The following is a 12,317-nucleotide window of genomic DNA, read 5'->3' as shown; positions in this document are numbered from 1 at the left end:
AAGATCAGGGCGGCGACAGGTCGTTCCCGCCCTGTCGCCGAATGGCAATGCGATGGATCCTCAGCCTTCGAAGAGGCCCTGCGCGATCCTGGTCGAGGAGGGAAGAGCGACCGCAAGATCGATACCCTTCATGACAGCACCCTCGATGTCGCGCATCGAGGCGGCTTCGGCGAGCTTTTCAGACATCGGCGCATCAAGCTGGCTCACAGATCCTTTTTCCAGATCCACGATCCAGAGGTTCTGCTCGCCGGAGAGGCCGAGAAGTACAGCTTTCGTCATATGCATTCTCCGATCCTAGGTTAAAATCCAGCCTTGGTGAGGCTTTCGTGATAGAGATCGCGCTGCCACTTTTCCTTGATCGGGATAAAGCTGAGCCAACGCTCCAAGTCGAAATCGGGATTATCTTCGAGTACGCGATTACGGCACCTGCGCGCCCTTTGTGTTTCGCCAAGCATTGCCCAACAGGCTGCAGCAAGGCGATCTGCCGATCGGGAATCGCGCATGCGTTGAAGATAACTCAAAGCTTCGTCATATGCATGTAGAAAAAAGCTCGCCCCGGCGGCCGTCCACAGGTAGGTATCCGGTGTTGCGGGGTTGAGGTCCATGGCCTGCTTGATCTTGGCAAGCGCCAGATCCGGTTTGCTGGCATGGACCAGGCTGTCCGAGTGGCTGAGCAGCACATCAGCATAATGCGGGCTCAAGGCCTCCGCCGTATGGAGAGCTTCGACGCTTTCATCGATCTTGCCCAGATAGAGCTGGCTCACCCCCAGTTCCTTATAGGCGCTGGAGAGCTGCTGATTGCCATCCATGGCCAGGAGAGCGAGATTCTCCGCCTGCAAAAGCAATTGTTTGTCGCCGCGTGCCATCAGTACCCATTCGAGCGTCAGGGTGCGCGAAACGCCCGCAAGAGCCATGCCGAAGGCCTTGTCATGATCCAGCGCCTCGCGGAAATGCCGGCGTGCCTTGCGAACGGAGGGAAGGGTGATGCCGGACAGGCTCTGTATGCCTCTCAGATAGGCAAAATAGGCCTCCGGCTTGTCCGTGAAGTGATCCGCAAGCGAGGCTTGATCGCGCACCAATTGCGTCACATTGCCCTTGATCGCATCGGCCATCTGCACGCGCTGCGTGTTGACCGACCGCGCGTCGAGGTCGAAGCGGCGAGCCCAGACGACTTCATCCGTCGGCATGAAGATCAGCTGGACGAAAAGCGTGTCGCCGTGGCGCTGCGTGTCGAGGGCATAGATGACCCGGTGACGCTCCAGAAGCGCCGCCTTGTCCTTGGAAGCGCGGATCTGTTCGGACGTATAGGGCGCGACCACCGAGACGGAGCGGCTGGCGCAGAGATCGATGGTCAGATCCTCGATCAGCGCATTGGCGATGGAGCCGGCTTTCTGCGCTGCCCCCGATGTTTCCGGCGGCAGCAGAGCCACGCGCGGCGGCGTGATCGCGGCGAGGTCCGTCTGCGGCGCCACCAGCGGGAACGAGTGAACGGATGGACGGGCTTCTGGCCGGAACTGCAAAGGCTGTTCTGCCAGGATGACGGCCGATGCGGCCGGATTGCGGGCCGACAAATGGCGCCGCACCTCTTCATCATGCGGATCCTGCTCCAGGATCATGACGACGGCACGATGGAGATCGCCGCGAACCTCTGGCGCTTGCGGCGAGGCGGCAATGGTCAGAAGCAGCGCGCGCAGTTCCGCCAGAAGCTGGCGCCGCACCTGCCTGACCCAGCCCGCAAAAGGCGTGCTGAGCGCAGCTTCGGCAGGAAAGAACTGGCGTGCAACCGCATCACAGGAAGCGCGTAGCCGTGCCAGCGGATCGCCCTGTCGGCCGCGCCCGAGATCGCAGACGACAACCTCGTGGTTGAGGGACAGCGTCGAGCCTTCGCTGATGATCAGCGGCGCCGGCGCATGGACCGTGGCCTTCGACAGACGCAACAGCGTCGACCGGAGATTGGTGGCGGCGGCTTCCGGATGGCCGGGCCAGAAGATCAAAGCGAGGTCTCGCCGTGAGATCTGCGGGCCATTTTCGTGGAGATAGGCAAGAATATGCAGGGCGATCAGCGGCGCCCGCACCAGCTTTCCCTGCTGATCCGTGAGTTGGCAATTGCCCAAGGTGTTGAGCGTGAATGCCATCCGCTTTCAACCAATCCGCAAACCCGTGCGCCTCTGAGCGTGGCGCATTGGCCGCAAAACGTGATGTCCATCTGCCATAGAGCCCGGTCAGCACCAGGCTCGGCCGACAGCGTATCACTGAGTGACGTGCAGGCTGCTCTTGCTGTCGCGGCTCGCGCTCTGATCCGATGCCAGCGACTGCACAAGGCTCAGAATGCTCTGCCGGACGCGCTTGTCCTCGATCGACGCAAAGGCGGTGGCGAGCGCCACGCATTCCCGTGACCCCATGAATTCGCTCGCCGCATCGCCGGTCAGTTCCGGCTGTTCGGTCGTTGCCCCCGGGACGCCTTCGAAAAAGAAGGGGATCGGCACATTGAGCACTTCGGCAATATGCTGAAGACGGCTGGCGCCAACGCGATTGGCACCCTTTTCATACTTCTGCACCTGCTGAAACGTGATGCCGAGGCTTTCACCGAGCTTTTCCTGGCTCATTCCGAGCATGGTGCGGCGAAGGCGAATGCGGGAACCGACATGCACGTCGATCGCATTGGGGGACTTCTTCACTCTGTTCTCTCCGAATACAAGTTCTAGGATGCAAATTGCGCCAAATTTCAACGAAGAGCAATCACTTTCGTGCTGCCATCCCGTGTTGTTGTTCATGAATTGCTAAAAAAATCGGCATGCTGTGAAATTATAAAAGGCGAGCCGGGAAATGCACTGGAAAGAAGGAAATCATTGCCTTGCGGCGAGGGGAGAGCGGCAGAAGTTGAGGATTCTGCACTTGATTTCTGCGATTCTCTTGGCAAACGGGCCGCAGCAGGCGGTTTTCGCTCAGGGTTTTTCATCTTCCCTTCGGCCGGCCTGTTTGCCGTCGCGCAATCGCATGGCCCGTTCGACCATCCGGAGCAGCCAGAGTACCGCCATGGCCATAAGCGTGGCCAGGAAGGCCAGCTGCCAGAAGCCCAGACCGGAGGCGAGCCCGGTCACGCCCGCCAGCCACATGCCGGCACCGGTGGTGAGGCCGCGCACTTCCCCGCGGGCGAAGACGATCGTCCCGGCCGCCAGGAAGGCCACACCGCTGGTCAGCGCCTCGATCAGCCGCAAGGGATCGATCCGGGTCTGGTCCGTCTCGAACGTGTTGAGATGCGTCATCTCTATGGCTGCGATCGCAACCACGGCAGCGGCCAGGCAGATGAGAATATGGGTTCTGAAACCGGCGGCATGATCATGCCATTCCCGCTCGAAACCGATGACAGCGCCGCAGAAAAGTGCGACGCACAGCCGAAGGGCCATGACGCTGACCGACAGATAGGTTTGGTGGTTCAATTCCTGTGCCAGGGTTTCCATGAGCGCTCGAACTTGGGAAGCGCCGCCGGGTTCCCGCTGTCACCGGTCGAAGACGGGGCACGCATTATGGCCTGCAAACGGAAGAGGAAAAGATGAAACACAAGATCGAGGTCACCGCGAACGCATCCGCCGAAGAGATTGCGCGCATCGGCGAAAACCTGACGGGCTTCAACGAAGGCGATGTCGGTCCTTCAAACCGCCTGCCGCTCACGGTTCTGGTCCGCAACGAGACGGGCGAATTGGTCGCCGGCATCAATGGACACACGGCCTGGGGCTGGCTCTACATCCAGTGGCTCTGGGTCGCTGAGGATCAACGCGGCCGGGGATTGGCCGGGCAAATGTTGACGGCGGCGGAGGCGGAGGCGCGCAGCCGGGACTGCCACAGCGCCTGGATCGACACGTTCAACCCGGTCGCGGAGAAGGCCTATAGGCGCCATGGCTTCGAGGTCTTCGGCGAACTGCCTGATTTTCCGCTTGGCCGCACCCGCCGCTTCCTCAAAAAGAAGCTGTAATCGCCATCTGTCGGCGGCGGGCGCGCCGCCGTCTCATCCGGCCAGCCGTCCGCCGGTCATCGGCTCCCTGGCGCCGGTCGTCGTCGGGAAACTGATCGGCAGGTCACGCAGGACCCGAACGGCGAGGAAGGCGAAGCATTCCGCCTCCACGGCATCGCCCCGCCAGCCGAGCGTTTCCGCCGGTTGCACGCTCACGCGCGCCCGTTCAGCCAGCATCCGCATCAAGGTCGGATTGTGCCGGCCGCCGCCGCTGACAAAGAGCTTTTGCGGGCGAACCGGCAGGAGATCGAGCGCCTTGCCGACCGCCGAGGCGGTGAATGCGGTGAGGGTTGCAGCGCCATCCTGGAGGCTCAGGCCGTCGGCCATTGCCGCGCCGAAGTCGAAGCGGTCGAGCGATTTCGGATAGGCGGCGGAGAGATAAGGGTGGGTGAGCAACTGCTTCAAGCGCTCTTCGTCGACCGTGCCGGCTGCGGCAAGCATGCCGTCGCGATCCATTTCGCCGTGACCGTACTGCTTTACCCAGTCATTGATCGGAGCATTGGCAGGACCCGTGTCGAAAGCGGCAAGGCCGCCTCTGCCATCCGTCCAGGTGATGTTAGCCACGCCGCCGAGATTGAGCACCGCGGCGGAGGAATCCTGTGCGCCCCGGCGCAGAAGCGCCGCATGATAAACGGCCGCAAGCGGTGCGCCCTGGCCGCCCGCCCGCACGTCCGCGCTGCGGAAATCATACGCCACCTTGGTCTTCAGGAGATCCGCCATCAGCGAGCCATCACCCAATTGCCGTGTGGCGCCAACCCGGCCCGGCTGCGGCGCGCGGTGCAGCACTGTCTGCCCGTGAAAGCCGACAATGCCGATATCGGCCATCGTCAGCCCGGCGCTCTCCACCAGATCCCGGACCGCCTGCGTCTGCGCCCGCGTCAAGGCGTCCTCCGCCTCCCTGAACAGGTCCGGCTCCGGTCCTTCGAAGTTCCACTGCCGCGCCGCGCTCAGCGTCCGTTCCAGAAGGTCGCGCACCGACTGATCGTAAGGCGCCAGCGTATAGGCGCCGAAGGAATCGATGGATTCTCCATCGGTCCTCAGCAGCGCCACGTCGATATTGCCGTCCAGCACGGTCCCCGTCATCAGCCCGACCGCCCAAACCGGCTCCATCTTGTTTTCCATCATCGCCTCCTCAAATCCCATTGATCGCGTCGCCAATAGCAGGGCGAAGCGTGAATATGCCGCTATCGGCGTGCCGGCTCGGATGGACGCGGTTCGTCAGAAGCGTCCATGCCCGTCTGTTGTCGAAGTCGATCCAGAGGCCTGTCCCGGTAAAGCCCGTATGGCCGATGACGGAACTGTTGGCGCGCAACCCACCGGACCAGCCGGGATAGGGACGTTCCCAGCCATGTGTCCGCCGGTCGCTGAGCGGTGTCCGCATCCAGGCGACGACAGGATCGCCGGATGCATCGCCGGCGATAAGATCCGCAGCATAATCCAGCACCGCGTCCACGCGCCCGAATAGGCCGGCATGACCGGATCCCTGCAAAGCGTAGCAGTTCTCGTCATGCACTTCACCGCACATCACGCGACCCCGCCATGCGCAAAATTCCGTCGCTGCGCATTCGGCTTCGGCCGCGCCAAAGGCAAAGCCCGGGCCCGGATCGAGATCGCGGATGGTCTTGCCCGCCAGTCGCTCCAGCGCGATTCCAAGCAGGATATAATTGATGTCGGAATAGACGGGCGGTCCCTGCCGCCACTCCCTCTGCAGCACAAAGGCCCGCAGACGGTGCGGATCGCCGCCATAGGTGTAAAGCGGTTCGACGGCGGGAAAAGCCGTCTGGTGTCCCAGACACTGCCGGAAGGTCACGGCTCTTTCCCAGGCCGCGGGATCATATTGGCGAAGATCCGGTATGACCGTCGTCAAAGGAGCATCGAGATCGATACGCCCCTCCGCTGCATGCTTGAGAATGCGCGGTGTGGTGAAGGCGACCTTGGTCAACGAGGCGAGATCGAACCAGGTGTCACGCAGCATGGGCCGCGGCACGCCCGTCTTCTGAGCCAGACCGGCCGCCCTGACCAAGCGCGTCCCGTTGCTGTCGATTGATCCCAGGACGCCGCCGGGAATGCGGCCCTCTTCTATGGCGCTCGCCAGCAGGGCGAAGGCATCGTCAAACGCCCGGCGCTGGTCGGCAGAGGCCAGTTGATCCTGATCGCTTGGCATGAACGCCTCCTCACGCTGCGTCGGGTTCGACCCGAACAAGATGATCGTCTCCGCAAGACCGCCATGTCGGCTTTTCGGGCTCGTAGCCCTTCGGCCGCAGCAGCGATGGCACGGACGACGTGTTGAGCTCGTAGGATTCGTGCCGACGGTCCATGGTGGGAACCGCGGCGATCAGCCGGCGCGTGTAATCATGCTGCGGCAATGCGAGAACCGCGGCAGCCCGGCCGATCTCGACAATCCTGCCGGCATAGAGAACGGCCACACGATGCGCGATGCGCTCGACAACCGCCATGTCGTGCGACACGAAGAGGTAGGCGAGCTTCAGTTCATTCTGCAGATCAATAAGGAGGTCGAGAACGGTCGCCTGGACCGAAACGTCCAGCGCCGATACCGCCTCGTCCAGAACCAGGACCGATGGATTGACCATCAGCGAGCGGGCGATGCAGAGGCGCTGCCTCTGACCGCCGGAAAATTCATGGGCGTAGCGGGAAAGACCATCGGCCGGCAGCCCGACACGATCCAGAAGCCGGCGCATTTTCTCGCGGATGGACGCGTCGATCCTCTGCCCCGAGGCAATGACGGGTTCGGCGAGCAGGCTTTCGACATTCAGCCGCGGATTGAGGGAGGCATAGGGATTTTGGAAGACCATCTGGATCGGCTTGCGCGGCGTCCCGGATTGCGCCTTCTCGACGCTGAATTGCCCGCGATCCGCCCTCACCAGCCCGAGCAGGGCCCGGGCGGTCGTCGATTTGCCCGATCCGCTCTCCCCGACGATCGCGAGCGTCTCGCCCGGCATGACCTCGAAGCCGACATCCTCGACGGCGTGGATGGCGCCGATCTTGCGTTTCAGCAGGCCGGCCACGGCCGGGAAGCGGACGGTCAACCCATCCACCTTGAGCATGGGCGTATCGGTATCCCGGTCTGACCGGTGAAAATCCGTCCGCACCTGCCGACCCTTCGAGAAATGCGGTACCGCTTTCAAAAGATGCCGGGTGTAAGGATGCTCCGGCTGGTCGAGGATACGGTCGAGCGGTCCCTGTTCCACCACCTGACCGGCCTGCATGACAATGACACGATCCGCAATGCCGGCCACCAGCCCCATATCATGGGTGATGAAAATCATCCCGGTGCCTGCTTCGCGCTGCAATTGCGCCAGGAGCGCCATGATCTGGGCCTGCACGCTGACATCGAGCGCGGTCGTCGGTTCATCGGCAATCAACAGGCGCGGATGGGTCGCCAGCGCCATTGCGATCATCACCCGTTGCAGCATGCCCCCGGAAAGCTGGTGCGGGTAATAGCCCAGCCGACGCGCGGCATCGGGAATGCGCACCCGTTCCAGTGCATCCAGCGTCGCAGCCCTTGCGGCAGCGCCGCTCAGCCCACGCTGCAGCGAAAAGGCCTCTTCGATCTGGCGGCCGATCGGCAGAACCGGGTTGAGCGAGGTCATCGGCTCCTGGAAGATCATGCCGATCTCGGCGCCGCGGATCTTCTCCAGCTGTCGCTCCCCGGCCCTTGCAAGATCGATACGGTCGCCGGCGGCGGTAGCGAAGTGCATTTCCCCGCCCAGGATGCGGCCGCCGCCATCGTCGATGAGGCGGTTGATGGAGAGCGCCGTCACCGATTTTCCGGAGCCGCTCTCTCCGACAATGGCCAGTGTCTCGCCGGCCTGAAGATCGAAGGTGACGCCATGCACCACTTCACGCACCTGGTCGCCGCGTCCGAAGCCGACTTTCAGATCTCTGACGGAAAGAAGCGGGGTCATGCGGCAGCTCGTCGTGTTCGAGGATCGAGGACGTCGCGAAGGGCGTCGCCGAGGAGGTTGAAGCCGAGGATCCCGAGCATGACGGCGAGGCCCGGAAAGACCAGGAGCCATGGCGCCATTTCCATGAGATTGACGCTGTCGGACAGCATCAGGCCCAGGGAGGAGTCCGGCGGCTGCGTGCCGAGGCCGAGGAAGCTGAGGCCGGATTCCGTCAGGAGCGACCAGGCAAGCGCCAGTGTCACCTGCACGGTCAGCGGCGCGACCAGGTTCAGCATCAGATGTCGGGACAGGATATAGGAGGTGGAACTGCCGAAGGTGCGGGCGGCATCGACAAAATCACGCGCCTTGATGGAGAGAGCCGGGCCACGGACGACGCGGGTGAAGATCGGCGTATAGACGAAGGCAATGGCGAGGATGCTGGTGAAGGTTCCAGGCCCTACCACCGCGATGAACAGCAGGGCCAGCAAGATGGCGGGGAAGGCCAGCAATACATCCATGCTGCGCATGACAAGCCCGTCCCAGAGGTGGCCGAACCAGGCGGCGGTCAAGCCGAGCAGGGTTCCCAGTACGGCGGCGATGCCGACAGAGGAGAAGGCGACGATGAAGGATTGGCCGATCCCGATCATCAGGCGGCTCAAGACGTCGCGGCCGAACATGTCCGTACCCATCCAATGGGCAGCGGATGGCCCCTGGAGGCGCTCGATCCGAAATTGCTGCAAGGGGTCGTAGGGGGTCAGGCCCGCCTGTCCGAGAATGGCCACGAGGACGTAGAGCAAAACGACGGCAAGGCCGATCCGGCCGCTCGGATGGCGCATCAGGCGTTGGAGGAAAGGTCTCATGTCCGTCCTCCCAGCCGGATGCGCGGATCGAGCAGGACGTAGACGAGGTCGACGAGAAGGTTGACGAGCATGAAGTTGAGCGCCACGAAGAGCACGCTTCCCTGCACCAGCGCGTAATCGCGCTGCAAGATAGCCTCGAGGATCATGCGGCCGAGGCCGGGCAGGGCGAAGATCTGCTCCACCAGGACGGCCCCGCCGAGGAGATAGCCGAATTCCACGCCGCTCAGGGTGACGACCGGGATCAGGGCGTTGGGCAAAGCGTGCCGCCAGATCACCCGACGCTTGGAAGCGCCCTTGCTGCGTGCCGTGCGAACATAGTCATCGCTCAGCACATCCAGCATGGCGGAGCGCGAGATCCGCGTCACCGAGGCGGTGAAGGAAAGGCCGAGCGTAAGCGCCGGCAGGATCAATTGGCTGATATTGCCGATCGGATCGTCGCGGAACGGGATGAACTGCCCCATGGCCGGCAGGATGCCGAAGAATGAGGAGAGGATGAAGATCATCACCAGCCCGATGACGAAGCTTGGCGTGGACTGGCCGATCATGGCGAAGATGCGCACCGCGAGATCGGAATGCCGCTCATTGCGTGTCGCCGCGAAGACGCCGAGCGGAAGGCCGGCGCAAATCGCGATCGCCATGGAGAGCAGTGCCAGTTCCAGGGTCAACGGGAACCGCTGCAGGATGACCTCCAGCACCGGCTTGCCATAGGTGACCGAGATGCCGAGGTCACCGGTGACGACACCGCTGATCCAGCGTCCATATTGTGTCAGCCAGCTCTGGTCGAGACCGAAATAGGCGGTCAAGGCCTCCCGCTGCTGCGGTGTGAGCAGGCCGGCCTCGGTGCCGAGCATGGCGGTGATGGAATCTCCTGGAACGAGGCGAATGGCAACGAAGACCAGAACGGACACGCCGAGCATCACGAGCGGAAACGTGATGAGGCGTCGGAAGAGGTAGTTCATCGGCTCATTCGCCTCATTATCCAGTTACTTCAGCGATACCTTGGACAAGCCGAAGAGCGAGCCGTCCGGGGTCGGGACGAAGCCCTGAACATTGGCCTGCTGCGCGGTATAGGCGTAGCCGGTATACAGCCAGATCCAGGGTGCAACCTCGGCAAGGTGCTTTTCGAAGGCGGCGAAGATTTCCTTGCGCTTGGCAGGATCGGTCTCCACGCGGCCCTTCTGCATCAGGTCGTCCAGCGTGTCGTCGATGTAATTCGCCACTTTCTGCAGATTGCCGTTTTTCGTCCAGTAGCGGTTATACATCGAATAGGGGTCGGCACGCCCGCCATTGAGCGCTACGGCCATGTCGAAATCGCCCTTCAACCAGGTATCGACATAGACATTCAGCTCCATCAGCTTGATGTCGAGGTTGATGTTGATGTCCTTCAGCTGCGACTGAATGACCTGTGCCTCCGATGCGGCCGTCGGCGGTTCACCGGTTGCGGCGATGACGGTGGCGGAGAAGCCGTCGGCATAGCCCGCTTCGGCCATCAAAGCCTTCGCCTTGTCGAGATCCCGGCTGTAGCAGAAGAGGGAATTCGGATCGGAGCGGTAGTCCGGCATGGTCAGGGGACCGGTCACCTCGCCTTCGCCAAGAAGGGCGGTATCGAGAATGTCCTTGCGGTCCACGGCGCAGGAAATGGCCTGGCGCACCTTGAGCTCCGTCATCGGCTTGCGCGACGCGTTGAGCTGCAGGACGTGGTAGGCGAGAACCGGTTTGCGATTAAGCGTCAGCCCGGAAACGCGCGGCACGAGCGTGGCCACCAGCGGATCGTTGAGAAGCGCGAAATCGACCTGCTTGGCCCGCAGCGCGGCAAGAATGGCGTTCTCATCCGGCAGGACGCTGATGTCGATCCCGTCGACGCCGACCTTTCCGCCCGCCCAATCGGCATTGGCGGTGAGGACTTCCTTGGAGTTCGGCTCCCAAGACTGTAGTTTGAAGGGTCCGGATCCGACTGCTTCTGTGCCCACTTTGCCGGCGGCGATTTCAGAGGCCGGAACCACCGCGGCATTGATCGAGCCCATGGCCGTCAATAGGGGCACATCCGGCTGCGATAGGTTGAAGATGACGGTCTGATCGTCCGGAGTATCGATACTGGCAATCGACAGATAATTGGCCCGCGCTGCGGCGGCCGTCGTCTGATCCAGGATGCGGGTGAAGGAGGCCTTCACATCGGCGGAGGTGACCGGCGCGCCATTGTGGAACTTGGCCTTCGGGTCCAGCTTGAAGGTCAGGGTCTTGCCGTCGTCGGAAAAGGTCCATTCCGTCGCCAGCGCCGGCACGATCTTCAGATCACCATCCAGTCGCACCAGGGGTTCATAGATCAGTTCGAGAAGGCGGATGGATGAGAAGGCGGTCTGCTTGTGCGGGTCGAGGCCGGTCGCGTCCTGCGCCCAGGCCATTTTCAAGGTCGCCGCCTCGGCCGAGGCCGGCGCGCCGGCCATAAGGCCGATTGCCACTGCGGCGCAGGCCAAAAGCCTGCGGGTCATTCGATGCGTCATGGTCATTCTCCCTCTGTTACTCTGCCCGGGCTTCTGCGGCCTGGACTAGGCTGATCGATGAAACGCTAATGTGGCGCCGCTTCAAGCGCCTTGCGCAGAAAGCCGTCGCTCTGAAGAAGGGCTGCGCCGGCCGAGTCTCGGTCCAGCCCCGTCAGCACCATCAGAATGGCGAGCTTGACGTTGTTGCCGCTCTTTTCCAGAATTTCTTCCGCCTGGTCGGCAGAGCAGCCGGTGGCCTCGGAAATGATGCGTATGGCGCGCGCCTGCAGTTTCTGATTGCTGATCGTAAGATCAACCATCAGGTTTTCATAGGTCTTGCCGATGCGGATCATGCTGGCGGTCGTCAGCATGTTCAGGACGAGTTTCTGCGCCGTTCCGGATTTCAGCCGCGTCGAGCCGGTCACGACCTCGGGGCCGACGACCGGAGAAATGGCAATATCGGCCATATCGGCAAGCGTCGACAGCGGGTTGCAGGTGAGGGATACCGTCGTGGCACCGATCGATTTCGCGTAATTCAGAGCTCCAACGACGTAAGGCGTGCGGCCGCTGACAGCGATGCCGACGACAACATCCTTGGCCGTCAGGCTTATATCCTCGAGATTGCGGCGACCTTCATCCACATCGTCTTCCGCGCCTTCGACGGCATGCAGGATGGCGCGCTGGCCACCGGCAATCAGGCCGACGACCATGCCTTCCGGTACCGAGAAGGTTGGCGGGCATTCGGACGCATCCAGCACGCCGAGCCTAGCACTTGTGCCCGCACCAATATAGATGAGCCGGCCGCCCTGGCGGAAGGCCCGCACGATTTCATCCACCGCCTTGGCAATTTCCGGAATGACCTTCGCGACAGCGCCCGGAACATTGGCATCCTCACGGTTCATCACCGTCAGTATGTCTTCGGTGGGCAGGAGGTCGATGTTCATGGAGTTCGGATTGCGCGCCTCCGAAACCAGCTGCTGAAGCTCTGCAAGAAGATGCTGGGCGGACATGATGCTCACTTTCCGTTTTTCATTGTTTAGGATTTTATATTCCAAATGTC

12 protein-coding genes are annotated in these 12,317 nt (G+C 62.3%); 1 reads left to right on the top strand and 11 read right to left on the bottom strand.

What is annotated here, in order from left to right:
- Positions 1-60: 60 nt before the first annotated feature.
- From QTJ18_RS04875 to QTJ18_RS04860, 4 genes are all read right to left on the bottom strand, one after another.
- Positions 61-279, bottom strand: coding sequence for a hypothetical protein (locus QTJ18_RS04875; RefSeq protein WP_252753134.1), 219 nt, complete (start codon positions 277-279; stop codon positions 61-63).
- A 20-nt stretch (positions 280-299) separates the two neighbouring features.
- Complete coding sequence (locus tag QTJ18_RS04870; protein ID WP_252753135.1) at positions 300-2,135, bottom strand: AfsR/SARP family transcriptional regulator; 1,836 nt, start codon at positions 2,133-2,135, stop codon at positions 300-302.
- A gap of 114 nt (positions 2,136-2,249) precedes the next feature.
- Complete coding sequence (locus tag QTJ18_RS04865) at positions 2,250-2,678, bottom strand: helix-turn-helix domain-containing protein (protein WP_252753136.1); 429 nt, start codon at positions 2,676-2,678, stop codon at positions 2,250-2,252.
- A 267-nt stretch (positions 2,679-2,945) separates the two neighbouring features.
- Complete coding sequence (locus tag QTJ18_RS04860; protein WP_252753137.1) at positions 2,946-3,461, bottom strand: MgtC/SapB family protein; 516 nt, start codon at positions 3,459-3,461, stop codon at positions 2,946-2,948.
- 92 nt (positions 3,462-3,553) lie between these two features.
- On the opposite strand from QTJ18_RS04860, the gene QTJ18_RS04855 reads away from it, so the two are divergent.
- Positions 3,554-3,973: a GNAT family N-acetyltransferase gene (locus tag QTJ18_RS04855; protein WP_252753138.1), complete on the top strand. Its 420-nt coding sequence runs from the start codon at positions 3,554-3,556 to the stop codon at positions 3,971-3,973.
- Between the two features lie 33 nt (positions 3,974-4,006).
- Here the strand turns inward: QTJ18_RS04855 and QTJ18_RS04850 are convergent, their stop codons facing one another.
- The 7 genes from QTJ18_RS04850 to murQ all read right to left on the bottom strand — a co-directional run bounded on the left by QTJ18_RS04850 (position 4,007) and on the right by murQ (position 12,267).
- Positions 4,007-5,122, bottom strand: coding sequence for an anhydro-N-acetylmuramic acid kinase (locus tag QTJ18_RS04850; RefSeq protein WP_252753317.1), 1,116 nt, complete (start codon positions 5,120-5,122; stop codon positions 4,007-4,009).
- A gap of 22 nt (positions 5,123-5,144) precedes the next feature.
- Positions 5,145-6,176, bottom strand: coding sequence for a serine hydrolase domain-containing protein (locus QTJ18_RS04845; RefSeq protein WP_252753139.1), 1,032 nt, complete (start codon positions 6,174-6,176; stop codon positions 5,145-5,147).
- A 10-nt stretch (positions 6,177-6,186) separates the two neighbouring features.
- Complete coding sequence (locus tag QTJ18_RS04840; protein WP_252753140.1) at positions 6,187-7,938, bottom strand: ABC transporter ATP-binding protein; 1,752 nt, start codon at positions 7,936-7,938, stop codon at positions 6,187-6,189.
- Positions 7,935-8,777 (bottom strand): ABC transporter permease, encoded by an 843-nt coding sequence (locus tag QTJ18_RS04835; RefSeq protein ID WP_252753141.1) that lies wholly within the window; start codon positions 8,775-8,777, stop codon positions 7,935-7,937. The genes QTJ18_RS04840 and QTJ18_RS04835 overlap by 4 nt, the downstream gene beginning before the upstream one ends.
- The gene (locus tag QTJ18_RS04830) at positions 8,774-9,736 is read right to left on the bottom strand and encodes an ABC transporter permease (RefSeq protein WP_252753142.1); all 963 of its coding nucleotides are present in this window, start codon (positions 9,734-9,736) and stop codon (positions 8,774-8,776) included. Before QTJ18_RS04830 ends, QTJ18_RS04835 begins: the two co-directional genes overlap by 4 nt.
- Before the next feature lie 24 nt (positions 9,737-9,760).
- On the bottom strand, positions 9,761-11,278 hold the full coding sequence (locus tag QTJ18_RS04825; RefSeq protein WP_252753143.1) for an ABC transporter substrate-binding protein: 1,518 nt from the start codon (positions 11,276-11,278) through the stop codon (positions 9,761-9,763).
- Positions 11,279-11,343: 65 nt separating this feature from the next.
- Positions 11,344-12,267, bottom strand: coding sequence for an N-acetylmuramic acid 6-phosphate etherase (gene murQ / locus QTJ18_RS04820; RefSeq protein ID WP_252753318.1), 924 nt, complete (start codon positions 12,265-12,267; stop codon positions 11,344-11,346).
- Between the last annotated feature and the right edge of the window lie 50 nt (positions 12,268-12,317).

The organism is Rhizobium sp. SSA_523 (assembly GCF_030435705.1).
Taxonomy (GTDB): domain Bacteria; phylum Pseudomonadota; class Alphaproteobacteria; order Rhizobiales; family Rhizobiaceae; genus Neorhizobium.
Note: the sequence above shows the minus strand (reverse complement) of the source record. Positions and strands in the feature narration are given on the sequence as shown.

Bases quoted from the DNA above. Each gene is read 5' to 3' on its own strand.
- QTJ18_RS04840 (WP_252753140.1), bottom strand. From the start codon at position 7,938: ATGACCCCGCTTCTTTCCGTCAGAGATCTGAAAGTCGGCTTCGGACGC.
- QTJ18_RS04875 (WP_252753134.1), bottom strand. From the start codon at position 279: ATGACGAAAGCTGTACTTCTCGGCCTCTCCGGCGAGCAGAACCTCTGG.
- murQ (WP_252753318.1), bottom strand. From the start codon at position 12,267: ATGTCCGCCCAGCATCTTCTTGCAGAGCTTCAGCAGCTGGTTTCGGAG.
- QTJ18_RS04845 (WP_252753139.1), bottom strand. From the start codon at position 6,176: ATGCCAAGCGATCAGGATCAACTGGCCTCTGCCGACCAGCGCCGGGCG.
- QTJ18_RS04860 (WP_252753137.1), bottom strand. From the start codon at position 3,461: ATGGAAACCCTGGCACAGGAATTGAACCACCAAACCTATCTGTCGGTC.
- QTJ18_RS04830 (WP_252753142.1), bottom strand. From the start codon at position 9,736: ATGAACTACCTCTTCCGACGCCTCATCACGTTTCCGCTCGTGATGCTC.
- QTJ18_RS04855 (WP_252753138.1), top strand. From the start codon at position 3,554: ATGAAACACAAGATCGAGGTCACCGCGAACGCATCCGCCGAAGAGATT.
- QTJ18_RS04825 (WP_252753143.1), bottom strand. From the start codon at position 11,278: ATGACGCATCGAATGACCCGCAGGCTTTTGGCCTGCGCCGCAGTGGCA.
- QTJ18_RS04870 (WP_252753135.1), bottom strand. From the start codon at position 2,135: ATGGCATTCACGCTCAACACCTTGGGCAATTGCCAACTCACGGATCAG.
- QTJ18_RS04850 (WP_252753317.1), bottom strand. From the start codon at position 5,122: ATGGAGCCGGTTTGGGCGGTCGGGCTGATGACGGGGACCGTGCTGGAC.
- QTJ18_RS04835 (WP_252753141.1), bottom strand. From the start codon at position 8,777: ATGAGACCTTTCCTCCAACGCCTGATGCGCCATCCGAGCGGCCGGATC.